Source organism: Vibrio glycogenivorans (genome assembly GCF_051660965.1).
Lineage (GTDB): Bacteria > Pseudomonadota > Gammaproteobacteria > Enterobacterales > Vibrionaceae > Vibrio.
The window spans coordinates 343109-366590 of sequence record NZ_JBPVIS010000001.1; the positions used below are offsets into that span (position 1 = coordinate 343109).

The following is a 23482-nucleotide window of genomic DNA, read 5'->3' on the forward strand; positions in this document are numbered from 1 at the left end:
GAGCTAAGCTTGGGTATATCGACTTGAGTCTATAACTATATACTCAAGTGGAAATGAAAGGTTAGGTTGGTACTTAATATGTAGCCTAAAAAGCACAACGCCCAAGCGTCTGCTCAGGCGTTGTAGGCTAAATCAGCTTGCGTGTTAGCTTTGGATACCAACGATCAGCCATGGGGCATTAGCAACCGTCAAATCGCGTTCTAGGTGCCAGATATCTTGGATATCCTCTTCAATTGCCTCAACGGCATCACGATAACGACCAGTGAACTGTAGACTCAGCTGAGCGGTGTTTGCGTCATAATCGGCGCGCACGATTTCCGCGTCTACGTACATAACGTCGGTGTGCTGTTCGCCAGACAGTTTCGCTCGCTCTGCGCTTAAGTCTTCAAATAGACTGGCTGAGACATATTCGCGGATCGTTTCAAGCTCATTGTGATTCCATGCACCTTGCAAAATACGGTAGTGCTCGCGAGCGCCATTAATAAATGCAGCTTGGTCAAAACCCGCAGGGTAATTATGTGGCACATCTGTCTGAGCACCAAAACCCTGAGTGCTGGTTTGTGCTGTACTGCCCGCTTGCTCAAAGCTCTGCATATTGGGTCTGTCCATATGTGGCGCTTGACCACCGAAGGCAGGTTGGGAGCGATGCTGATTCATGCTGCCCTGGCGACTGCCAAGCAAACCACGCATGAGCTTAAATCCAAAGTAGGCAATCAAACCGATGATCAGGATATCCATAAATTGGATGCCTTCAAACGCGCCGCCAAAGAACGCAGCGAGCAAGCCACCCGCTAATAGACCACCTAAAAGCCCCCCCATCATACCGCGTCGCCCTGAGTTAGCCGCTGCTGGGTTCTGTGTTTGGTTCTGATCGCGACGAAGGGTATTGGTGTTTTGCTGTTGCTGTTTTGGAGCCGGCGCTGTTCTAAAGCTCTTACCAAATGATTTACCGCCACCAAATCGTTTTGCTTCCGCGTAGGGGGCAACCGACACAGAGACGATGATCAGTGCGATAAGAGAGAGTAAACGTTTCATACAGTTCCTTGATAGATGGATGATTGCAACATCATAGTAACGTCATCCTGTTAGTTTTGGAACTTTGCGATGTTGAATTGATGTATCAGGATATTGCAGATTGCGCAACGCTGTAACCAAGGTCACGAAACACCACCAGCACAAGCATTGACGTTATAAACCATGGTTCATAATATATTGAGTATTATAGACAAGATTCTGTCTGCACACCCCGTCGATGGTAAACAACGACGTTCTTATTTGTTCTCAAATTATCTTGCCAGTTGGCAATCATAAGGAATATTGATGGCTAACCACCAATCCACGCTGCTTCGCTCGCGACGCTTTCTGCCCTATTTTGTTACTCAGTTCTTTGGTGCGTTTAACGACAATATCTTTAAAAATGTCCTGTTAATCTTCGTCGCGTTTGCTGGCAGCGCCGCACTGCCGATTTCAAGTAATCTGTTTATCAACCTAGCAGCCGGCTTGTTTATCCTGCCCTTCTTTCTTTTCTCGGCGACTGCAGGTGTGCTTGCCGATAAATTTGAGAAATCTTGGTACATTCGCAAGGTTAAACTGTTTGAAATCTCAATTATGCTGCTTGGTGCGATTGGGTTTATTACCCAAAGCTATCTGATTTTGCTCTTGCTGCTGTTTTTAATGGGCACTCAGTCGGCCTTTTTTGGTCCAGTCAAGTACGCCCTACTTCCTCAGCAGCTCAAGCAAGAAGAGCTGGTTTCCGGTAATGCTTTGGTCGAGACTGGCACCTTTCTCGCCATATTGCTCGGTACCATTGGCGCCGGATTTATCGCCTCGGCTGAGAGTGCGCGCTATCTCGCCGCAGGGGCCGTCGTTGTGTTTGCCATTGCCGGTTACCTATCAAGCCGGAGTATTCCGTTTGCCGCCGCTGGAGACCCAGGCATAAGCTTTAAATGGCAGCCCTATCGCCAAACTAAGGCAACGCTGGCCATTATCCGCCAAGATCATACGATTTTCTGGTGTGTTATCGCCATCAGTTGGTTTTGGTTCTTGGGAGCGGTTTATCTGACTCAATTTCCCAACTTTACCCAAATTCACCTACGCGGTAACGAAGCCGCCGTCTCTTTCTTATTGGCGTTGTTCTCCATTGGTATTGCACTGGGCTCACTAACCTGTGACAAACTCTCTAATAATCGGATTGATATCGGTATTGTGCCAATCGGTAGTGTAGGGATTAGCCTGTTTGGTTGGTTGATGGCCCAAGCGGTTCCCAACGAGTTGCCACGCTTTCACACCTTAATGGAATTTATCAGCTACCAAGAGCTGTGGCCTCTGTTTAGCTACCTATTGTTGCTTGGCGCGTCCGGGGGGCTGTTTATCGTGCCACTTTACGCTCTGATGCAGCAACGTGCCGATGAAAAGCAACGCGCGCAAGTAATTGCTGGACTGAATATCATTAACTCGCTGTTTATGGTTGGCAGCGCAGTACTTGGTATTTTCGCGCTGTCGGTGCTTGAAATGACGATAATTGGGGTATTTAAGTTAATTGCCCTATTAAATGTGTTGATGGTGATTAAGCTTATCCACAAGGAGCCCATATTTGCCGTGCGATTTTTGGTCTGGGTTCTGACCCATACCATGTATCGAGTCAAGCATAAGAACCTGCATCATATTCCCAAGCAGGGTGGTGCGTTAATCGTCTGTAACCACGTTAGTTATATGGATGCGCTGCTGCTCAGCGCGGTCTGCCCACGTTTGATCCGCTTTGTTATGGAAGAAGATTATGCCAACTTCAAGCCTATTCGCGGCTTTCTCAATCGTGCTGGCGTTATTCCTATTTCGGCCGAGCGACGTGGCTCTATTCGCCGTGCATTCACTGAAGTGGAGCAGGCGTTAAATCAAGGCCATATTGTCTGTATCTTCCCAGAAGGCCGACTTTCGCACGATGGCGAAGTGCAGGAGTTTATGCGTGGCATGGATATTATTTTACGCCGCAGCCCTGTTCCGGTGATCCCGATGGCACTAAAAGGAATGTGGGGGAGTTACTTTAGTCGATATAAAGGACGCGCCTGCAAGGGGTTGCCTAGCCGTTTTTGGTCAAAGATTGAGGTTGAAGCGGGAGAGCCGGTTGCACCACAAGACGCGACAAACCAAATGATGTTTGAAAAAGTCAAGGCGTTGAGGGGAGAATTCCGCTAGCGCATCGACTTGGATTTAATCTTGGTGTGCGCTCGACGATGCCACACCAAGACAATCAAACCAACAAAAGCGACCAACTCGGCCAGCGATTTAGCTAACGCCTCACTGCTAAGCGCCACTGCCAATGCAGACACAATCACTACTATTAAAATCCATTTCACCATCGCGCTGGCCAATTACCCTAACTTTACTGAACATGAGTACAGTAAGAATAATTTCTTGGCCGGCGAGTTTGAAATATCGAAAGGTGCTAGAAAATAACTTTAAGTTCAGTGAAGTGGCTGCTCACCCAGCGCTTGACCTGATATCGAGACAGCTTGATCCCCTCGCCTAAAAGTGAACTAGGTAAGGCTTCGATACGCTTAGGTACCTTAAATTTAACTAACTCTTGGGCGAGAAAGGCCTGTATTTCCTGCGCAGCGAACGGCGTACGTGTTTCTACCAGTAGCAGTGGCCTGGCACCGAACTGGGCATCCTCGATTGGCACAACCACACACTGAACCACATCAGGGTGACGATTAGTCGCCAACTCAATCTCCTCACAGTGGATGTTCTCGCCACCAGAGATAAAGCAGTTGTCAGCTCGACCATCGATGTTGAGCTCCCCAGCGACAAATCGGCCAAGATCGTTGGTATGAAACCAACCGCTCTTGTCCACCAAAGGATGAAGCTCACCCTGAGAGTAATAGCCACAAGCTAGGGTCGCCCCCTTAACCAGTATCTGCTGCTCATCGAGCATGAGATCCCGATTCGCCAGCAGTGTACCCACTCCCGGCTGACCATCGACACGTTTTGCAGTAACCGTCGAGGCCATCTCGGTCATGCCATAGCCAAGCCAGGTATCAATACCCAACTGCTGCGCTTGCTTGGCAAGCTCATGTGGAATGTGCGCCCCGCCGAGCAGAACGCGCTTAAGCGCCAAATCCTGTCCTGATTCGAGCAAGCGTTTTAATTGCGTCGGTACCAGCGAGGCGTGGGTCACGCCACCAATATCCGCGATTAGCTCACCACTGCCTAGTTTTAATCCCGCTCCCCGTGTTAACCAGCGGTGCACGATGGCTAGCCCAGAGACGTGGAACATAGGCAAACTAAGCAGCCAGCTATCGTCGCGGGTATAGTCGAATTGCGCTAATAAACCCTCTGCTGAGGCCTGATGTTGAGCATATTGGTGCGCCACCGCCTTTGGCTGGCCTGTCGAGCCGGAGGTAAACACAATACTGACCAATTGCTGTGGGTTAAATCTATTGGGTTGCAACTTAGGCGAGACTTTCAGTTGGTTATTTAGCCTTTGGTTTTCGCCAAAGTCACTCCCAAGAAGTGGCTCTGAGATAACGATCCTATTCAGTAAGCTAACACTGGTTCTAGAGCCTTCTTGCACCAAGACTTGCCAGTCACTATCACTACAAAATATTCTAACTGGCTCACCTTGCCGGTAAACTTGTTGGCACTTATCAAGAGTCACCACACCAGGCTCAGGCATTAACCACGCACTAATTGCGCCCAATTGGATATTGGCTAAGTAGACCAACAGCGCTTCAAGCGAGTTGTGGCCCAAGAGGCACACCACGTCACTGCGATGAACCCCTTGCTGTTCCAGCATACTTGCGACCGCACCAACTCGACTTGAGAGCTGGGCCCAACTTATGACCTCATGCTGGTGTATTAGGGCTGGCGCATCCGGCCAATCCTCGGCATGTTGATGCCAGGGTAGACGCATGATCAAACCTGCCAAATCAGGCTTTGTTGCTCGATAGAATCCATCGCTAGCTCACACCCAGGCCAAGCTACCTCCAACTGACGCTGAAAGAGACCAATCGTATCAAGACCCGGTGTCACTTGTGGGGTTTTCCACTGAGCTAAACGGGCAATCTGAGTTAAGCCAAGACTTGATTCTAAGCTCGAGCTCAATACGGGACGAATACCAAGGCTTTGGGCCTTGTCGATCAGCTCAATACACCGGCTCACAGAGCCAATCAGCGTTGGTTTGATGACGATGCTCTTGGCTCCAGTCAGGTCCTCGAGGCAAAAATCTGGCCTACGCACCGCTTCTTGCAGGGTTTCATCCCATGCAATCGCTATCCCAGTTTCAATCGCAAAGGTCAGGCTATCGCTAGGAGAGTGGCAAGGCTCCTCGATGAATGAGATGCGTCGACGCATCGAGGGTGGAATGTACTGGGCAAACTTGAGCGCACGCTCTAGCGTCCATGCTCGGTTCGCATCCAGGCGCAACTTGAGGTCGCCCATCGATTCAAGAAACAGATTAACCAGCATGCCGTCGCGAATCGGCTCGTACAGTCCAACTTTGATCTTCGCCACCTTGTCTCCCTCGATTTGATTGAGAGCAGGCAGCAACTCATCAGGGTCACCGGTGCACAATGGGGCGACTTGGTAGTTGCCTTGCTCTGGTATTGCCCCCTCAAGTTCTAGTTCAGCCATGGATAGACCAAAGGCGGCACTCGCGGGTAAGTCTCGAGTCAGCATCTCACCGGTCTGCTGCCAAAGTTGGCACGCACTGATCAGTGGCTGATAAACATCATCAAGCGATTCAGGACTGAACCCAGGCAGTGGCGTAACCTCCCCTAACCCCGTACGTTGGCCATCACTGAGCTTGACCACATACCCGACTCGCTCACTCAGTTTTTCGTCACGGAGGATCACGCCGCTATCCATCGGTAGGCGGTAAAGGTAGAGTTTCACTGAACGCATGGGGACTCCTAAGGCAGGTCAGGTTCGAAAGTTGTGGCAGAAGTTTAGAACAGGTTTTATAGAAAGTAACCTCCATTATGTAAGCCTTTGTTAAGGGAATGACATAATGGAGGTCATCAAATTAAAGCACTGAATTTATTGACTTTATGGATTACGAGGGAACTTATTAAAGTCGGGACGGCGCTTTTCGTTAAAGGCATTGCGCCCCTCTTGCCCTTCTTCAGTCATATAGAACATCATGGTCGCATTGCCCGCTAGCTCTTGCAGACCGGCTTGGCCATCACAGTCAGCGTTCAGGGCCGCTTTTAGGCAGCGCAGGGCCATTGGACTATGTTGAAGCGTCTCTCGGCACCAGCGCACTGTCTCTTTTTCCAGGTCAGCCACAGGCACAACCGTATTGACCAATCCCATATCCAGCGCTTCCTGTGCATCGTAAAAGCGGCATAGGAACCAGATCTCACGCGCTTTTTTCTGACCCACGATACGCGCCATGTAGGAAGCGCCCCAGCCACCATCAAACGAGCCAACTTTTGGTCCAGTCTGACCAAACTGCGCATTTTCGGCAGCAATCGTCAAATCACACATCATATGCAATACATGACCGCCACCAACGGCCCAGCCAGCCACAGCAGCAATCACCGGTTTCGGGCAGGTACGGATCTGGCGTTGGAAGTCGAGCACATTCAAATGGTGGGTGCCCGTATCATCTTTGTAGCCGCCGTAATCGCCACGGATCTTCTGGTCACCACCAGAGCAGAAAGCATCCTCACCAAGACCGGTAAGGATGATCACCCCCACCGACTCATCGTAGCGAGCATCTGCCAGTGCATTGATCATCTCTTTAACGGTTTGAGGACGGAACGCATTACGAACCTGAGGGCGGGCAATAGTGATCTTAGCAATCCCATCTGCCGACTTATGGAATTGAATATCTTCATAGGCATCGCTGCAATCTTGCCAATTGACCGGTGCATACAACTCTTCTTCACTGATTCCGACTGTTTTTGCCATGGTTATTTCCTAACTAAATTTTGAGACTGAGCTTAGCTGGCAAGGCAGCAATGACTCAGTGATTACGCATAGCGCCCGGGCAAAAGCTTGTGGACGCTCATAATGGGTATTATGTCCAGCCTGCTCGATAAGAGTGGTAGCAAAACCACTCTGCTCGGCAAGCTGCTTGAATTTGCTATCTTTATCGCCACAAATTGAGTGTATAGGCACGCTTTGATGATGCAGTGCCGCGCGTAGATCCCCCTGCGCCGATAATGAGGTAATACGCAGCATGGCGGCAATCGAGCGGCCATCATTGTGACTGCGCATAGTGATTAACTCTTGCCTCTGCCGCTCTAAGAGTGAGCCAAAAACCGGCTGCTGATACCAGTCTTTCAGCACCGCCTCCATGGGCTCACGCTCAAACCGCTGTGCCCATTGCTCGTCATGTTTGCGGCGAGACTCCCGCATTTGATCATCACTCAAGCCAAAATGCGCGCCCTCTACCACTGCGCCGATCAGCGGCAGCGAGGCAAAGATTCCTTGAGCAAGGCCGGTAAGTAACAGGCGACCGCCCATTGAGTAGCCGACAAGTACGACGCGCTGATTTATCTCAATATGCTGATTAATCGTGGCTTTGACAAGCTCTAGGCAGTGATTGATATCGAGGCAGGTTACCTTGTGGCTCGCCCCAAACCCAGGTAGATCAATGCTTAAAGTGGGGTAGTGAGTGAGATAACTTAAAGCTTGCGCAAAATCCTCGCCACTGCCAAGAAAGCCGTGGAGAAACACCAGCAAGGGCTTAGCAGGGTCTTGTGCAGCTCGAGACGGGCGGTAATCGCTAGAGAGCAGCAAGGCTAGCCACCAACTGTTTGATATGTGAGAAAGCTTGGTCCGGAGGCGTGCTTACTTCAATCACTCGCGCACCACGCCCGCAACTAGGCCGTCCGCAACTAAGCCGTTCGCAACTAGGCCGTCCACAACTAAAATGCTCTTGAGCCACCCTTTCTAGCTCAGACAGCGTATCGACCGCGCTATACTCAAGGCCAAACTGCAATGCAGCATGTTGAAAATCGAAGCCATGCGGCATCTGGTACAGGCTACTCTTCTGTTTGGTGGGCACCGGTAACAAGTCAAAGATGGCTCCACCATCATTATTGGTCACAATGACGAGTGTGGGCGCAGTTTGTTGCTTCAATAGGGCAAGCGAGTTTAGGTCATGAAGCAGAGAGGTATCACCCAGCACCATGATCATCGGCTGCTGTTGGTGCGCCTGTACCCCGGCCATGGTTGCCACCAGGCCATCAATACCTGATGCGCCCCGATTGGTATAGACCTGCTTGCTCTTGGGTCTCCCCACCATATCAACCAAGCGCACAATCAGGCTGTTGCCTATAAACAGTGATTTGGCTAACTTCTGCTCCGTTACCCAGCGCGCGACACCAAGCTCGGTCAGTGAGTCGGACAGACTCTGCTGCGCCACGAGCTCAGCAACCTGCGCTTGCCAGTGCTCGTCTCTTTGACACCAAGCTGGCTGGGTATCACTAAGGTGTTCTATGAGACTGGCGAGCCAAGAATCTATCTTGGTTATCACCTGATATTGCGCGAGATGATCTGGATTAAGGCGCTGATTTGACTCGCTTATCAGTTTATAGGACACATGGTGCTGACGTACCTGGCGCTCAATCCATTGATTGAGGCGCTTGGAGACCACGCGATCACCGAGCTGCACAATCCACTCACAGCCTTGCAGTAGGTCTTGCCCCTTCTTTGTCTGTAGCCAAAGGTCATAGTGAGCCCAATCACTGCTCACGCCCGACTGTGGGTCTGCCAACACTGGCCACCCCAAACGCTCAGCCAAAAGCAATGCCTGCTCAGCTTGCTCAACTTTGAGCCGGCCTAAGATCAATACACCCTTCTTATGGGTTAGCGCCCAATCAATCGGCGCGGCGGCATGGCGCTGGTCGATGCGACAATACGGCGTCGCTTGAGCTAACCAGTGCTCGAGCTCAGGTTGGCTTTTGAGCAGCAGCTCGCAATCCACCTCGCCATAGAGTGGCTCGGGAAATGGGCAGTTAATATGCAGGCTGCCTCCCGATTGCTGCTGGTTAAACAGTGCTTGATCTAGCGTGGTTAATAGCCAAGCGTAATCACGACTGGGACTCGGCAAATCTATGCTTTGCGCTACATGGCTAGAAAAGATACCGATTTGATTGATCGCCTGATTGGCTCCGCAGTCGATCAGCGTCTGTGGCCGATCTGCACTGAGTACAATCAGCTGCTCTTTAGTAAGTCCGGATTCAACGATGGCGGGTAATAGGTTAGCTACTGCGGTGCCGGAGGTGACGATAATCGCGACTGGAACGGTACTCGATTTGGCGAGACCCAGGGCATAAAAGCCCAATCCGCGTTCATCAAAATGGGTATGGAGTCGAAGGTTCGGGTGCGCATCGGCCTCAAGAGTCAATGGCGTTGAGCGAGAGCCCGGGGCAACACAGACATCACGCACGCCGTGGCGATAGAGCTCTTCGAGCACAATATGGCTCCAGACGCGATTAAGTTGGCTTTGCTCTTGGCTCACGGACACACTCCACTAATTTCGGTTTTCTCTTCTACTAGTAGGGTTAGCAGAGTCGCTAGCTTTTTGTCGAGCTCCTGCCACTCGTACTCAGCCTTGGATCCGGCAACGATGCCCGCTCCAGCAAACAAGTACACCGTGCGATCCATTACTAAGGCGCTGCGGATCGCAACACAAAACTCGGCACGCTCGTGACTTAAATAGCCCACTGAGCCTGCATACCAGCCGCGTAGAAATGGCTCATTGTGATCAATAAACTGCATCGAGGGCTCACGCGGCAAGCCGGCGACTGCCGCCGTGGGCTGCAAGGCATCGAGCAGTTTATCGCCTCTAACCTCATCCTTTAACTGAGCATAAATCGCCCGCTTGAGGTGCTGCACGCGGCGCAATCGAATCAGTTCGGCGTTTTCCTCTACCTCAATGCGCTCAGACAATGGCGTTAGCCGCTCAACGATATCATCCACAACATACTGGTTTTCTTGTAGGTTCTTACCATCTTGAGCCAACCATTGTGCCAACTGCTGATCTTGCTCATGGTTCACACCACGACCTATGGTGCCGGCTAGTGCCTCGGTAAGCAGAACTCGATCATCGCGCCGATAAAGACGCTCCGGTGTCGAGCCAATAAAACTGTGCCCGGCGTCCATGGCGAATAAGAAGTGAAAGCTGTCGTGATTGTTGGCGATGCTGGCCTTCATTACCGCCGCGGCCGACACTTTTTGAGCCATTTCAAGCGTGGACTTACGCGCCAGGACCACTTTCTTAAACTTATTTTGCTCAATCTCCCCCAGAGCCTGCTCAACAAGCTGATCCCATTGTGCCTGTTCAGGATTGTGAGAGGCACGACAGACTTTGGGCGCTGAGCTAGGCTTGGGGGTTATTTCAAAAGTTAGGCGGTTCAGCGCCGAGATAGCATCGCCTCGTGAGCGGTTGGTATTCACAACCAGACACCACTGCCCGGCTTTCAGAGTCAGCTCGACGATCGGCAGAAAAAACAGCGAGGAGAGGCAGCGCGGCCCTCCCTTGCTCATGGACGAAAACGCTCGCCCACCCCAAACACGCTGATGCTGGGCCAAAATCGTATACGCTGGCGCGGGTTGGTGAAAGGTGTACATCTGGCCGAGCGCGGCGACGCTTTCATCACCCTCTCGGTCTTGCCAGAAAAACTTGGGATACAAGGGCTGAGCATCTAACCAATCCACCAGCTGATGTCTCTCCACCACGAATTGATCACCCAAGGGCTGGGTAAATCGCACCTGTTCGGCTGGCGCTGTACTGATCTGTTCGATCAGCGATGTTATCGTGGCAGCGAAGTTCAATTCGGTATCCTCATCTCAGTGATCGATGGTGATAAAACACTTTGCGATCAGATCTGTAGAACTATCGTTTCTATCATTAGAAAGCTAATGTATTGATTGCAACGGCTCAAATCAAGAAAAGTGCACAGTTTAAGGCGCAAATGTCTGATATTTGTTCCCCATTTCTCATCTTGCGACTACGGTTATAATTCAGCACTTTGCCATCTTTTGACTATTTAATAACGCCTTACAGGCTTTTATTCTATCAAACCTTATTTTTCTATGGTTTAATGATAGAAAGTGTTATTTATTTGGGGTTTAACAATGGAAAATATCGTCATGTCGAGCAAACTCGATAATGTATGCTACGATATACGCGGTCCTGTATTGAAACATGCTAAAAAAATGGAGGAAGAGGGGCATAAAATTCTTAAGCTGAATATCGGCAACCCGGCCCCTTTTGGTTTTGACGCCCCAGATGAAATCTTGGTAGACGTGATCAGAAACCTGCCGACCTCTCAAGGCTACTGCGACTCCAAAGGTATATACTCCGCGCGCAAAGCGGTTGTTCAACACTATCAGAAAAAAGGCATTCGCAGCTTGGACGTTGAGGATGTCTATATCGGTAATGGTGTGTCTGAGCTGATCGTGATGGCGATGCAATCTCTGCTCAATAATGGCGATGAGATGCTGGTCCCTTCACCGGATTACCCGCTATGGACCGCGGCCGTGGCACTATCGGGCGGTAAGGCAGTGCACTACACCTGTGATGAGCAAGCCGATTGGTACCCTGATCTTGATGATATTCGCGCCAAGATCACGCCGAAAACGCGTGGCCTAGTGATCATCAACCCAAACAACCCGACCGGTGCTGTCTACAGCCGAGATTTTCTGCTCGAGCTGATTGAGATCGCGCGTCAGCATAAACTGATCATCTTTGCCGATGAAATCTACGATAAGGTGCTGTATGACGGTACGGTGCACACCTCGGTTGCAAGTCTGACCGAGGATGTCCTCGTTGCTACCTTTAACGGCCTATCTAAAGCCTATCGCGTGTGTGGTTTTCGCGGCGGCTGGATGTTCTTCACCGGTCCGAAACACCTTGCTCAAGGCTATATCAATGGCCTAGATATGCTCGCCTCGATGCGCTTGTGTGCCAACGTGCCAATGCAGCACGCGATCCAGACTGCGCTTGGTGGCTATCAAAGTATCAACGAGTTGATCCTGCCAGGCGGGCGCCTGCTCGAGCAGCGCGACCGCGCCTATGAGTTGATCAACCAGATCCCCGGAGTCTCTTGCGTCAAGCCCAAGGGGGCGATGTACCTGTTCCCAAAAATCGACACCAAGCGCTACAAGATCCACGATGATCAGCAGATGGTGCTCGACTTCCTGATCCAAGAGAAAGTTCTCTTAGTTCAAGGCTCTGGGTTTAACTGGCCAAAGCCGGATCACTTCCGCATCGTGACGCTGCCCCACCTTGATGATCTTGAAACGGCAATAGGTCGATTTGAAAAATTCTTGTCTACTTATTCGCAATAAAACGCTAACATAGACGTATCAATCGAAATATAAAGACACTCGTTTGAGTGTCTTTTTGTTTTTACATCGATAATGACGGTCAAAAGGAAGTCGTATGCAAACCAGTCATTTTTTCGCTCACCTTGCCCGGATGAAGCTCATCCAACGCTGGCCGCTAATGCGCTCGGTCTCGCTAGAAAATGTCTCTGAGCATAGCTTGCAGGTTGCCTTTGTCGCTCATGCGCTGGCGGTGATAAAAAACAAAAAGTTTGCTGGGAGCCTTAACCCAGAGCGTATCGCCCTGCTCGGTATGTATCATGATACCAGCGAGGTGCTGACCGGCGATCTACCGACCCCTGTGAAATACTACAATCCAGAGATTGCCAAAGAGTATAAAAAGATTGAGGCCGCGGCAGAGCATAAGCTTCTGTCTATGCTCCCTGAGGAATTTCAGCAGGATTTTGCGCCCTTCTTGTTATCGCACCAGGCTCATGAAGAGGACACCAAGATCGTCAAGCAAGCCGATACGCTGTGTGCGTACCTGAAGTGTCTGGAAGAGATCAGTGCGGGTAATCATGAGTTTGATCTGGCTAAAAGACGTCTTGATGTGACACTAGAGCAGCGTCGCACACCTGAAATGACCTACTTTTTAGAGGTGTTTGCGCCAAGCTTTAGCCTCTCGCTCGATGAGATAACCTAAGCCCTAGCTAACTGTTGGAAAAGGAAGTCATTAACCCATGCCTATTTGTGCAAAATGGAATGATCGCCACGATGACGAACACAAGATCCGTCGCGATGATCATCGCAGCCCCTTTCAGCGCGATCGTGCTCGGATCCTTCACTCTGCCGCTTTTCGTCGTCTACAGGCGAAAACTCAGGTTCACGGCAGCAGTGTTGATGACTTTCATCGCACCAGGCTGACACACTCCCTCGAAGCTGCGCAGCTCGGCTCAGGCATTGTCGCCCAAATAAAAAAGAAGCAGAGCGATAACCTAGATTTACTGCCCAGTGCGGCGCTGATCGAGGCCATCTGTCTTGCCCATGATATTGGCCATCCCCCCTATGGGCATGGTGGAGAAAATGCCCTCAACTATATGATGCGTGATTATGGTGGCTTTGAGGGCAATGCGCAGACCTTTCGCATCGTGACTCAACTAGAGCCTTATACTGAGCACTTTGGTATGAACCTCTCGCGTCGAACCTTACTCGGACTTATCAAGTACCCAGCGCTCATCTCTCAGGCGCACTGTCGCCCAGCCCCCAGAGACCCCACAACACAACGGCAAATACGCGCCAAAGATTGGGCGCCAGCCAAGGGGATATACGATTGTGATCATGCGCTGTTCGAATGGGTGTGCCAGCCACTTGGTGACGACGAGCGCAGTCTCTTCGGTCAGTTTCGTCCTAACCACGCTCCGCTGCAACAGCATCACAAGACCCGTTACAAGTCGCTTGATTGCTCAATTATGGAGCTTGCTGATGATATCGCCTATGGGGTTCATGACTTGGAGGATGCGATTGTATTGGGCATGGTCTCGCGCCAACAATGGCAAGAGGCCGCTGCCGCGCAACTGGTTGAGTCGGGTGATGAATGGTTTGAGCAGCATATCAACTCCATCAGCGAGATGCTGTTCTCCGGCCTACATCATCAGCGCAAAGATGCGATTGGCGGCATGGTCAATGCACTGCTCACCAGCATCTCGCTGGAGTGTGTCGAGGCAGGGTTTAACAGCCCACTGTTACGCTACAACGCCGTGCTTACGCGCGAGATGGCGATTGCCTTGGATATCCTCAAGCACTTTGTCAGTCAGTACGTCATTCAAGTACCAGAAGTACAAGTCGCCGAGTACAAAGGTCAACAGATCATCATGGAGCTGTTTGAGGCGCTCAGCGGCGACCCCGAGCGGCTGTTGCCGATCCAGCAGCAGAACCTGTGGCGTCGCGCACCAAGCGAAGACTTACAGATGAGGGTCATTTGTGACTATGTTGCGGCGATGACCGATGGTCGAGCGAAAAGGCTTCACCAGCAGCTGTTTTCCTCACACATCTGAACGCAGATAATTGCGCTCAAATATGCCAGGAGGCATCTGGTCGATTTGGAACTGGATCATGGCACGAAATGCTTCCAACAGCGGCGAAAAGTCGGACTCTGGATGTAAAATCGATAGTGCATGATATCCCGCCTCCACTGTGGAAAGCGCATTATCAGAGGGCGCTTTGCGGATCAGATAGTCACCGCGAATATCACTGGGCAGGGCCACACACGGCAGCGCTTGCAAATTCGCTGAAAGTTGCCACATCTTGTAGGCTTTTTTCCATGTCCCATCGAGCAAGATAAGGCGTACCTTCTTGTCACTTGGCTTTGTTGCCAGTGTCTTCAATGCAAGGGCTTTTTCACCTGGGTACAAAATATAGTGTTGGTAATCTGATTGGGCTAGCATCTGATTCAGCTCGGCATGCTCGGAAAAGTCCTCACCGATAAATAACCGTGCATTGTCTAGCGACAAAGATAGAATTCTTGCACTACCAAGTGGATGATTTTGTTCGGAATCATGCTGTAGAATAATCAGTTCAGTTTTGGCTTTCAGGGCAAGGATATGCTCACAGATACACGCTTTGTTGGCCTTACCGCATTTTTGGCAATAACGTGAACCATGGGATTGATGGTGAGACATAGTTTAAAACCCTACTTAGTCGTGATGATCGTCAGCGTCATTGCGCTCGCACTGCAATTTGACAGCACGCAAGTGTACGTCAGTTGGCACCGACAATACATACTGGATGGCCAATGGTGGCGGATTATAACCGGACACTTCAGCCACACCAACACCTATCATCTATTCATTAACCTTGCTACGTTTTGGGTAATGGCGTTTATCTTCCAACCGGCACCAAGGCAGCTAACTTGGTTGCTGTTAGCCTTATCTGGATGCATAGGCCTAACCAACTTCGCGGGTGATGTAGAAATTTACCTCGGCCTCTCCGGCGTCCTGCACGGCGTCTTCGCCTTTTACGCACTGGATGAGGCCCTCAATGGCCGCCGCAGCAGTTGGCTGCTAGTGATAGGCATCAGCGCCAAAGTCGCCTGGGAGCAACTCGTCGGCCCCTCAGCCGAAACCGCCAGCCTAATCAACGCCAACGTCGCCATCGACGCGCATTTTGTTGGCACTGTGCTTGGGTTGCTTTTTGCGGGTGTGTTTTATCGTTGTTGTTTACGTCATGTTACTTGGTAATAGAGGCGAGAGACGAGATCGGGCTGCCGCCCTGCGAGAATCGAGTTAATGGTGCTCGTGGGCAGCTTTAGTGAAATAGCGCCGTACTTATAGGCGCTTTTTGTTTCTACTAGTTAAAGTAAACATACCTAGTCGCAAATATCCTGTGTAATCACAACGACTACCTCTCGCTTCTCGACTCTCGATTCTCGCCTCTCCCAAATCGGAAATAAAAAAGAGAGGCACTAAGCCTCTCTTTTTTTATTAACCGATTTGGGAAAAATTAGTGGGATTTAATCCACTCATCCATTTCAGTTTTTAGGTTGTCAGACTTAGTACCGAAGATAGCCTGTACACCACCAGCTACGACAACCACACCGGCTGCGCCTAGCTGCTTAAGCTTGTCTTGGTCAACCGCTTCTGTGTCTGCTACTGCAACACGTAGGCGAGTGATACATGCGTCAAGACCTGTGATGTTTGCTTTGCCGCCGAACGCTGCTACTAGGTCAGAACCCATGTCAGAGCCTTGTGCTGCGCCTGCCGTTGCTTCGTCTTCGTCTTCACGGCCTGGAGTCTTAAGATCCATTGCCTTGATAACTGCGCGGAATACCACGTAGTAGATAGCTGCGTAAACTAGACCTAGACCAACCATGATACCCATGTTCTGCGCGTTGCCAGAAAGAACAGTGAAGTCAATCAGACCGTGTGAGAACGATGTACCGTGTACGATACCGAACGTGTTAGTTAGGAAGAATGCCGTACCCGCTAGTAGAGCGTGGATAACGTATAGTACTGGCGCTACGAATAGGAATGAGAATTCGATTGGCTCAGTGATACCGGTTAGGAATGAAGTCAGTGCTGCTGACGCCATGATACCCATTACTTTTGCACGGTTCTCAGGCTTAGCAGAGTGCGCAATCGCGATCGCTGCTGCTGGTAGACCGAACATCTTGAACATGTAACCGCCCGCTAGCTGACCGAAGCCATTACCTGCTGCACGTGTTGCATCATCAGCCACTAGGTAACAAGTAAGAACGCCGTTGTTGATCTCGCCTGCTGCGTTAGCACATTGACCCGCTTCAAAGAAGAAAGGTACGTTCCACACGTGGTGTAGACCGAATGGGATCAGTGAACGCTCAACGATACCGTAGATACCAAATGCAACTTGTGGGTTCTGCTCTGCTGCCCAGTGAGAGAAGGTAGAGATAGCGCCGCCAATTGGTGGCCAGATGATAGATAGTACGATACCCAGTGCAATCGCAGCGAAACCTGTGATGATTGGCACCGCACGCTTACCAGCGAAGAAGCCTAGGTATTCTGGAAGTTGGATCTTGAAGAAACGGTTGAATGACCATGCAGCCACACCACCGACTAGGATACCACCTAGAACACCGGTATCGATGCTTTCAACGCCCATCACGCCAGCCATAACGCTTAGCGTTGCCGTCATGATGCCGTAACCAACGATTGCAGCAAGACCTGCTACGCCGTCGTTGTTAGTAAAGCCAAGTGCTACACCTACTGCAAACAGTAGCGCCATTTGACCAAATACTGAACCACCCGCTTGTTCCATTAGGTGTGAAACAATCTCTGGAATGAATCCAAGGTTTGCCGCACCAACCCCTAATAGAATACCTGCAACTGGCAGTACTGATACTGGTAGCATCAGTGACTTACCGACTTTTTGCAGGTTTGCAAAAAGGTTTTTAAACATAGTTATGCTCCTGATAAAGTTTTTGTAATTGCTGAGGCCTAACGGCACACCCCCGCAGCCTTAATGTTAGTCCTCAGTGAAAATGTAACCATTTTTGTGCATTATATTTTCCGCCTCTAAATATATATTGAGCCTGTCGTGATTTGCTAGTTAACACAGGACTTTAATTATAAAGTCTAAGTCAGATCACAATTAATATGGGCTTAAAACCTCCCCAACCACAGAGTATTTATCAACAAATACATACACTTAAATAGTTTTTTGATTAATTTCACACTACAAATAAAAACGCCACAAACTTATTTTTATACAATTATTAAGTTCACCACCACGAGCTACACGAAAATCAGGATTTGTGCGAGTCACATCACCTTAGCGGTTAAGCTCTCACCAACAAGCAAAAAAAAGGGCGCCGCAAGGCGCCCTTAGATAATCGAGTTATTTATCTTCTCAAAAAAAGATTACGGAAGTTTTCACTGGTTTGCTGCGCGACTTGGCTAATCGAAACGCCTTTTAGCTGAGCGATATAGGCAGCAACCTCAACAACATAAGCAGGTTGATTCTCTTTACCGCGATGAGGTACGGGAGCAAGATACGGGGAGTCGGTTTCTATCAATAGGCGATCGAGTGGCAAAGCGGTCACAACCTCTTTGAGCTCTGTCGCTTGTCGGAAGGTGACGATCCCGGAGATCGAGATATAAAACCCAAGTTCCATCGCCTGCTGGGCAAAGCTCAGATCCTCGGTAAAGCAGTGGATCACACCGCCGCACTTGTTGGCTTGATGTTCACGCAAGATAGCTAACGTATCTTCACGCGCCTGACGAGTATGAATGATCAGGGGTTTATTGAGCTCAACCGCCAAATCCACCTGCTGACGAAAACGCTCTTGCTGGAGCTGCGCCGTCTCGGGTTGGTAGTGGTAATCGAGGCCAGTCTCTCCAATCGCAACCACTCGTGGGCTCTCGGCGAAAGCGCGAAACTGCGCAAGGTCAAAATCACTCTCAACATCGAGTGGGTGCACGCCACAAGAGGCATGCACCTGTGGAAACGGCTCGATCATCGCCATCATATTGGCAAAGGACTTCATCGTCACCCCAACCGAGAGTAGCTCGGTCACATTGGCTTGTTCTGCCTTAGCAATCACATCGCTGATGTCTTGATGAAGGTCGTCGTAATTAAGTTTGTCGAGATGACAATGGGAATCGATAAACATAGTGTCTCTTAAAATGCCATTAACCACTCTAACAGCAGTAATTCACGGTTTAGCCCAGAATGGGTGTTAAATTGGTGGATAAGTGTACTGAGCCGATGAGTTTGAGTATAGAGCAGTTGCGGCTCCACCAGCTTGGCAATCCGTTCAGCGCCCGGCAGTTGCTGCCCTGTATTCAAGCCAAATTGCGCTTTCTGCGCATCCGCTAATAGAAGCCACAACCAGGTGAGCGTCATTGCATGATCACTTGCAGCCACCTTGGCCACTTCATTCCATGCGCCAAACATCGGCTGCTCCAAGGCGCTCACCAGGCTGCCCTCCAGCTTTTGATATTCGCTCACGGTCTTATCGGTGATCAGTTGCTGCGCAAGCAGCGGCGCTCCCCCCGCTAAGGTCAGTGCCAGCGGTGCGAGTTGACTGTCCGCTTGATCCTCGAGCCATGACAGCACCTGACTAAACTCTGGGGTGACAATATGCCATTGCTGACAACGACTGGTGATCGTTGGCAACAACTGACTGCCTTTCTCCACCGTAAGGACATAGCTACAAGTGGCACTCGGCTCCTCAAGCGACTTAAGCAGCGCATTAGATGCAGACTCCGTCATCGCTTGTGCGTGACGGATCCAGATGATGCGCTGACCGGCAAGCTGGGAGGCCTGCTGAGCCCATGCTTGGCATTGACGGATCTGCTCAACCGATATTGACTTGCCTGGCTCGGGTGGCGCGACTTGGTGAAAGTCAGGGTGCGTTCCGGCATCAAACAGATCGCAGCTATGACAAAAACCACACGCCTCATCATTAGACGATTTGCACAATAATGTCTTGGCCAACGCTTCGACCAATGTTGAGGCCCCCAAGCCACTAGCCGCGCTGAGCAAGCAAGCTTGAGTAAAACTGGCCTGGTTCAGTGACGGCTGCCACTGTTGCCAGAGCGGTTTAAGCCATGGGTAGAGTGTGTTCACGCAGATTCCTTGCTCAGCCAATCTGTCAGTTGACGTTCAATATCCGCCCCGACCTCGGCAATGCTCTGGCTGGCATCGACGATCAGCACGGAAGGATCTTGATTAGCCAGCGCCAAATAGCGCTCACGGGTTCGCTCAAAAAAGCTGATATCCATCTTCTCGATCCTGTCGAGCTCACCACGACCGCGGGCACGCTCTAAACCAAGCTTGGGTTCGATATCCAGATACAAGGTTAGATCAGGTTTAAAGCCATTCAGCGCGATGTCACGCAGTGCAGTCATGGTTGACGCAGCAATGCCACGACCGCCGCCCTGATAAGCCTGAGAAGACATATCGTGACGATCGCCGACCACCCAAGCACCCTCGGCTAGGGCCGGCTTAATTTTATTCTCAACCAGTTGCACACGCGCTGCATACATCAGCAGCAATTCAGTGGTGTCAATTAACTCTTCACCATCGTGCTCTTGCTTAACTAAGGTGCGCAATGCTTCTGCAAGTGAAGTGCCACCTGGCTCACGCGTCTGTTGGATATCTTCAACTCCGTGAGCCTTGAGTGTTTCTATGACACGATTAATGGCCGTGCTTTTGCCCGCCCCTTCTAAGCCTTCGATAACGATAAATTTTGCTGAGTTCATTACTTGTTTCTTATATGACGTAAATAGGCTTGCACCGCGCGGTTATGCTCGGCAAGTGTTTTTGAGAACACATGCCCGCCCGTGCCGCTGGCAACAAAATAGAAATAATCACTGTCTTCTGGGTTGAGCGCTGCTTCAAGAGACGCAACCCCCACCATAGCAATCGGCGTTGGTGGCAGACCGTTAATAATATACGTATTGTAAGGCGTTGGGGTATCCAATCCCTTACGACCAATCCGACCTTGATAAGTATCACCCATGCCATAAATTACGGTTGGGTCCGTTTGAAGGCGCATGCCAACATTTAGGCGGTTGACAAACACCGCAGATACACGAGGACGCTCTTCAGCAACCGAGGTCTCTTTCTCAATTATCGAGGCTAAGATCAGTGCCTCATAAGGGCTTGCTAGTGGCAGATCCTCTTGCTTGTTGGCCCAAATCCGTTCAAGGTGTGACTGCAAAGAGCGATTCGCTCTGCGCAAAATATCCAGATCGCTGGTACCCTGGGTATAGTTATAGGTTTCAGCAAGAAGAAGCCCTTCGAGTTTATCGCGCTCAATACCAAGCTCTGCCGCTATATCTGCCTCGCTCATATCCTGGGTGACAACTTCCAAGCCCTTGGCAACCGCGAGCTGGCTACGCCACTCATCAAAACGGCTACCTTCGACAAACGTAATCGAATACTGGTGCTCGCGTCCCGAAACAACCAGCTCGAGAAGCTGCTTGAGACTCATATTTGGCGTGATGGAGAAAGTACCTACCTTAATATCCAAAAGCTCGGGTTCAAGATGGCGCACTAGGCGACTAAACGGTGATGCCTCAACCCAGCCTTGTGTAACCACTTGATTAATTACACTATTAACGTTTGCGCCACGGCGTACAGGGAGCATCTCTGGCGCTTCAATATCAACCGGTTGAGCAAGGAACTGCTCAAGTTGCTGCTGGGCATAGAAAAACGTACCAGCAGCCATCGCCAGTACCAAAAGGAGAAAAATAAACAGTTTTTTTAACACGACATATAACTCTTGCGTAGTTGCTCGGCAAGTGGGCCAAAAGAAAAAGCATGGTGCGCGATTTTACGCACCGGCGCAACGCCTATTAGCGCATTGGTCAGACAAACTTCGTCAGCAGAAAGTAAATCTTGCAAGGCAAAATCACCAACTTTGATCTGATGTCCAAATTGCTCAGCATGATTGACGACAAAATTTCTCGCCACACCTTCCACTCCAGCCTGCTCGATTTTTGGCGTGTAGAGTACATCACCTTGCCGCCAGAATAAGTTCGCCATTGTGGTCTCGACCACATGTTGATTGAGATCGAACACCACTCCATCGACAAATCCTTGCTGCTCAATCTCGGCTTTGAGCAACACCTGTTCAAGACGGTTATTGTGCTTGATACCGGCAAGCAACGGGTTGAGCCCAAGACGTTGCTGACAAATCCCCAACTCGACGCCGGTTTGATACCAAGTGTGGTAGTGCGCCGGAAACGCGAATCGATTGACCGTCACTACCGGCGTATCACAGCCATTAGGGCTGTATCCACGCCCACCTTGACCACGGCTGATATGCAGCTTCACGCCAGCTAACGGTTCGGTGCTCATTACCTGCGAGGCCCAAAGCTCAACGTTGCGCCAGTCCGGCTCAGGAATAGCAAGTCGAATCAAGCCCTTCTTAAGGCGTGCCAAGTGATCTTGCCAGCGGACTAGGTGGCCATTACGAGTGAGAATCGTCGTGAACACCCCATCACCATACTGAAATGAGCGATCGCGCACGCTAACGTCATGGGTCTTTTGACCATCGATCAAGTACACAGGCTGACTCCTTCTCTTGCTACAAAAAACAAAACGGCTTAATGCTAAGCATCAAGCCGTTAGAAAACAAGTGTCACGCAAGCGAATTAGATCTTCTTGAAGATCAGCGAGCCGTTTGTGCCACCAAAACCAAATGAGTTACACAGCGCGTATTCCATCTCAACGTCGCGCGCAGTGTGCGGCGCAAGATCAATATCAAGCCCCTCTTCTGGATCATCGAGGTTAATGGTTGGTGCAACTTTCTGATCAACCAGTGACATCACAGTGATGATCGCTTCTACCGAGCCTGCTGCACCCAATAGGTGGCCTGTCATTGACTTGGTCGATGAAACCACAACTTGCTTGGCTCCCTCTTCGCCAAGCGCACGCTTAATGCCCTTGATCTCAGCCACATCACCCTGAGGTGTTGAGGTGCCGTGTGCATTAACGTAACCGATTTGGGTGCCGTCGATACCGGCATCACGCATCGCCGCTTCCATTGCCAGAGCGCCGCCTGAGCCATCTTCGCTCGGCGAGGTCATGTGATAAGCATCACCTGACATACCAAAGCCAACCAGCTCAGCATAGATTTTCGCGCCGCGCGCTTTTGCGTGCTCGTACTCTTCGAGTACCATGACGCCCGCGCCGTCACCAAGAACAAAACCATCACGGCCCTTGTCCCATGGACGAGACGCCTTTTGCGGTTCGTCATTGCGCGTTGACAAGGCTTTCGCTGCGCCAAAACCTGCCATACCCAGCGGCGTAGACGCCTTCTCAGAACCACCACACACCATTGCATCGGCATCGCCATACGCGATCATACGTGCTGCATGGCCAATGTTATGAAGACCCGTTGTACACGCCGTTGCGATCGCAATGTTTGGACCGCGCAAACCACGCATAATAGAAAGATTACCTGCAACCATGTTAACGATGGTTGAAGGAACAAAGAATGGACTCACTTTACGTGGGCCTTTCGTTGTTAGAGCGGTGTGAGCCGCTTCGATAAGGTCTAAGCCGCCGATACCAGAGCCAATCGCCACACCAACGCGGTGAGCGTTGTCTGGGTTAACTTCTAGTCCAGAATCATCAAGGGCCTGGATACCCGCTGCGATGCCGTACTGGATAAACAAATCCATCTTACGAGCATCTTTCTTAGACATGTACTCGGTGCAATCAAAGTCTTTAACTAGACCTGCAAAACGAGTAGCAAAATTTTCGGTTTCAAAGTGATCAATATTGACAATGCCACTTTGACCTTCAAGCAGGGCCTTCCATGAAGATTCAACAGTGTTGCCTACCGGTGACAACATACCCATGCCAGTGACAACGACGCGACGCTTGGACACGATCTTATTCTCCGGGGTGTAAATGTTTCTATGAGGGAATAGAAGAGACTAAATAAAACACAGGCGGCCAGAGGGCCGCCTGGGAGAGTAAATTACTGAGCGCTGTTTACGTAGTCGATTGCAGCTTGAACAGTAGTGATTTTCTCTGCTTCTTCATCAGGAATCTCAGTGTCGAATTCCTCTTCAAGAGCCATAACTAGCTCAACAGTGTCTAGAGAGTCCGCACCTAGATCGTCAACAAAAGAAGCTTCGTTTTTAACTTCTGCTTCGTCTACACCTAGCTGTTCAACAATGATTTTCTTTACGCGTTCTTCGATGTTGCTCAT

22 protein-coding genes are annotated in these 23482 nt (G+C 50.4%); 5 read left to right on the plus strand and 17 right to left on the minus strand.

What is annotated here, in order from left to right:
* Positions 1-144: 144 nt before the first annotated feature.
* Positions 145-1035, minus strand: coding sequence for a Tim44 domain-containing protein (locus tag ACSTTG_RS01500; RefSeq protein WP_438473604.1), 891 nt, complete (start codon positions 1033-1035; stop codon positions 145-147).
* A 285-nt stretch (positions 1036-1320) separates the two neighbouring features.
* On the opposite strand from ACSTTG_RS01500, the gene ACSTTG_RS01505 reads away from it, so the two are divergent.
* Positions 1321-3192 (plus strand): MFS transporter, encoded by a 1872-nt coding sequence (locus tag ACSTTG_RS01505; RefSeq protein WP_438460727.1) that lies wholly within the window; start codon positions 1321-1323, stop codon positions 3190-3192.
* Here the strand turns inward: ACSTTG_RS01505 and ACSTTG_RS01510 are convergent.
* The 7 genes from ACSTTG_RS01510 to ACSTTG_RS01540 form a co-directional block, all read right to left on the minus strand.
* Positions 3189-3326 carry a hypothetical protein gene (locus tag ACSTTG_RS01510; RefSeq protein ID WP_438473605.1) on the minus strand — a complete coding sequence of 46 codons (138 nt, stop codon included), beginning with the start codon at positions 3324-3326 and terminating at the stop codon, positions 3189-3191. The genes ACSTTG_RS01505 and ACSTTG_RS01510 overlap by 4 nt on opposite strands.
* Before the next feature lie 116 nt (positions 3327-3442).
* Positions 3443-4909, minus strand: coding sequence for an o-succinylbenzoate--CoA ligase (menE, locus tag ACSTTG_RS01515; RefSeq protein ID WP_438473606.1), 1467 nt, complete (start codon positions 4907-4909; stop codon positions 3443-3445).
* Between the two features lie 2 nt (positions 4910-4911).
* Complete coding sequence (menC, locus tag ACSTTG_RS01520) at positions 4912-5898, minus strand: o-succinylbenzoate synthase (RefSeq protein ID WP_438473607.1); 987 nt, start codon at positions 5896-5898, stop codon at positions 4912-4914.
* 144 nt (positions 5899-6042) lie between these two features.
* Positions 6043-6909: a 1,4-dihydroxy-2-naphthoyl-CoA synthase gene (menB, locus tag ACSTTG_RS01525; RefSeq protein ID WP_438460723.1), complete on the minus strand. Its 867-nt coding sequence runs from the start codon at positions 6907-6909 to the stop codon at positions 6043-6045.
* Between the two features lie 9 nt (positions 6910-6918).
* Entirely contained in the window at positions 6919-7743 is an 825-nt protein-coding gene (menH, locus tag ACSTTG_RS01530) for a 2-succinyl-6-hydroxy-2,4-cyclohexadiene-1-carboxylate synthase (protein WP_438460722.1), read from the minus strand.
* On the minus strand, positions 7730-9469 hold the full coding sequence (gene menD, locus ACSTTG_RS01535) for a 2-succinyl-5-enolpyruvyl-6-hydroxy-3-cyclohexene-1-carboxylic-acid synthase (protein WP_438473608.1): 1740 nt from the start codon (positions 9467-9469) through the stop codon (positions 7730-7732). Before menD ends, menH begins: the two co-directional genes overlap by 14 nt.
* The gene (locus ACSTTG_RS01540) at positions 9466-10785 is read right to left on the minus strand and encodes an isochorismate synthase (protein WP_438473609.1); all 1320 of its coding nucleotides are present in this window, start codon (positions 10783-10785) and stop codon (positions 9466-9468) included. The genes menD and ACSTTG_RS01540 overlap by 4 nt, the downstream gene beginning before the upstream one ends.
* Before the next feature lie 303 nt (positions 10786-11088).
* On the opposite strand from ACSTTG_RS01540, the gene ACSTTG_RS01545 reads away from it, so the two are divergent.
* The 3 genes from ACSTTG_RS01545 to ACSTTG_RS01555 all read left to right on the plus strand — a co-directional run bounded on the left by ACSTTG_RS01545 (position 11089) and on the right by ACSTTG_RS01555 (position 14333).
* A complete protein-coding gene (locus tag ACSTTG_RS01545; RefSeq protein ID WP_438460719.1) occupies positions 11089-12303 on the plus strand; it encodes a pyridoxal phosphate-dependent aminotransferase in 1215 nt (404 codons plus the stop codon).
* A 94-nt stretch (positions 12304-12397) separates the two neighbouring features.
* A complete protein-coding gene (gene yfbR / locus ACSTTG_RS01550) occupies positions 12398-12982 on the plus strand; it encodes a 5'-deoxynucleotidase (protein ID WP_438460718.1) in 585 nt (194 codons plus the stop codon).
* 37 nt (positions 12983-13019) lie between these two features.
* Positions 13020-14333 (plus strand): anti-phage deoxyguanosine triphosphatase, encoded by a 1314-nt coding sequence (locus tag ACSTTG_RS01555; RefSeq protein WP_438473610.1) that lies wholly within the window; start codon positions 13020-13022, stop codon positions 14331-14333.
* On the opposite strand, the gene ACSTTG_RS01560 is transcribed toward ACSTTG_RS01555, so the two are convergent.
* The gene (locus tag ACSTTG_RS01560) at positions 14322-14957 is read right to left on the minus strand and encodes a tRNA-uridine aminocarboxypropyltransferase (RefSeq protein WP_438473611.1); all 636 of its coding nucleotides are present in this window, start codon (positions 14955-14957) and stop codon (positions 14322-14324) included. The two genes, ACSTTG_RS01555 and ACSTTG_RS01560, sit on opposite strands and share 12 nt — an antisense overlap.
* On the opposite strand from ACSTTG_RS01560, the gene rrtA reads away from it, so the two are divergent.
* Positions 14949-15515: a rhombosortase gene (gene rrtA, locus ACSTTG_RS01565; protein WP_438473612.1), complete on the plus strand. Its 567-nt coding sequence runs from the start codon at positions 14949-14951 to the stop codon at positions 15513-15515. The two genes, ACSTTG_RS01560 and rrtA, sit on opposite strands and share 9 nt — an antisense overlap.
* 262 nt (positions 15516-15777) lie before the next feature.
* Here the strand turns inward: rrtA and ptsG are convergent, their stop codons facing one another.
* The 8 genes from ptsG to acpP all read right to left on the minus strand — a co-directional run bounded on the left by ptsG (position 15778) and on the right by acpP (position 23482).
* Positions 15778-17208 (minus strand): PTS glucose transporter subunit IIBC, encoded by a 1431-nt coding sequence (gene ptsG / locus ACSTTG_RS01570; protein WP_438473613.1) that lies wholly within the window; start codon positions 17206-17208, stop codon positions 15778-15780.
* Between the two features lie 442 nt (positions 17209-17650).
* Positions 17651-18421: a TatD family hydrolase gene (locus tag ACSTTG_RS01575; protein WP_438473615.1), complete on the minus strand. Its 771-nt coding sequence runs from the start codon at positions 18419-18421 to the stop codon at positions 17651-17653.
* 8 nt (positions 18422-18429) lie between these two features.
* Positions 18430-19380 carry a DNA polymerase III subunit delta' gene (gene holB / locus ACSTTG_RS01580; RefSeq protein WP_438473616.1) on the minus strand — a complete coding sequence of 317 codons (951 nt, stop codon included), beginning with the start codon at positions 19378-19380 and terminating at the stop codon, positions 18430-18432.
* Positions 19377-20015, minus strand: coding sequence for a dTMP kinase (tmk, locus tag ACSTTG_RS01585; protein WP_438460711.1), 639 nt, complete (start codon positions 20013-20015; stop codon positions 19377-19379). The genes holB and tmk overlap by 4 nt, the downstream gene beginning before the upstream one ends.
* Complete coding sequence (gene mltG, locus ACSTTG_RS01590; RefSeq protein ID WP_438473617.1) at positions 20015-21028, minus strand: endolytic transglycosylase MltG; 1014 nt, start codon at positions 21026-21028, stop codon at positions 20015-20017. The genes tmk and mltG overlap by 1 nt, the downstream gene beginning before the upstream one ends.
* Positions 21022-21828, minus strand: coding sequence for an aminodeoxychorismate lyase (gene pabC, locus ACSTTG_RS01595; RefSeq protein ID WP_438460709.1), 807 nt, complete (start codon positions 21826-21828; stop codon positions 21022-21024). The genes mltG and pabC overlap by 7 nt, the downstream gene beginning before the upstream one ends.
* Before the next feature lie 86 nt (positions 21829-21914).
* Positions 21915-23156 carry a beta-ketoacyl-ACP synthase II gene (fabF, locus tag ACSTTG_RS01600; RefSeq protein WP_438460708.1) on the minus strand — a complete coding sequence of 414 codons (1242 nt, stop codon included), beginning with the start codon at positions 23154-23156 and terminating at the stop codon, positions 21915-21917.
* A 92-nt stretch (positions 23157-23248) separates the two neighbouring features.
* Entirely contained in the window at positions 23249-23482 is a 234-nt protein-coding gene (gene acpP, locus ACSTTG_RS01605) for an acyl carrier protein (protein WP_004406112.1), read from the minus strand.

What these genes read in the sequence shown, in the direction of transcription:
- ACSTTG_RS01500 (WP_438473604.1), bottom strand. Translation starts at nt 1,035, where the DNA reads ATGAAACGTTTACTCTCTCTTATCGCACTGATCATCGTCTCTGTGTCG.
- ACSTTG_RS01505 (WP_438460727.1), top strand. Translation starts at nt 1,321, where the DNA reads ATGGCTAACCACCAATCCACGCTGCTTCGCTCGCGACGCTTTCTGCCC.
- menE (WP_438473606.1), bottom strand. Translation starts at nt 4,909, where the DNA reads ATGCGTCTACCCTGGCATCAACATGCCGAGGATTGGCCGGATGCGCCA.
- menC (WP_438473607.1), bottom strand. Translation starts at nt 5,898, where the DNA reads ATGCGTTCAGTGAAACTCTACCTTTACCGCCTACCGATGGATAGCGGC.
- menB (WP_438460723.1), bottom strand. Translation starts at nt 6,909, where the DNA reads ATGGCAAAAACAGTCGGAATCAGTGAAGAAGAGTTGTATGCACCGGTC.
- ACSTTG_RS01545 (WP_438460719.1), top strand. Translation starts at nt 11,089, where the DNA reads ATGGAAAATATCGTCATGTCGAGCAAACTCGATAATGTATGCTACGAT.
- yfbR (WP_438460718.1), top strand. Translation starts at nt 12,398, where the DNA reads ATGCAAACCAGTCATTTTTTCGCTCACCTTGCCCGGATGAAGCTCATC.
- ACSTTG_RS01555 (WP_438473610.1), top strand. Translation starts at nt 13,020, where the DNA reads ATGCCTATTTGTGCAAAATGGAATGATCGCCACGATGACGAACACAAG.
- ACSTTG_RS01560 (WP_438473611.1), bottom strand. Translation starts at nt 14,957, where the DNA reads ATGTCTCACCATCAATCCCATGGTTCACGTTATTGCCAAAAATGCGGT.
- ptsG (WP_438473613.1), bottom strand. Translation starts at nt 17,208, where the DNA reads ATGTTTAAAAACCTTTTTGCAAACCTGCAAAAAGTCGGTAAGTCACTG.
- ACSTTG_RS01575 (WP_438473615.1), bottom strand. Translation starts at nt 18,421, where the DNA reads ATGTTTATCGATTCCCATTGTCATCTCGACAAACTTAATTACGACGAC.
- tmk (WP_438460711.1), bottom strand. Translation starts at nt 20,015, where the DNA reads ATGAACTCAGCAAAATTTATCGTTATCGAAGGCTTAGAAGGGGCGGGC.
- acpP (WP_004406112.1), bottom strand. Translation starts at nt 23,482, where the DNA reads ATGAGCAACATCGAAGAACGCGTAAAGAAAATCATTGTTGAACAGCTA.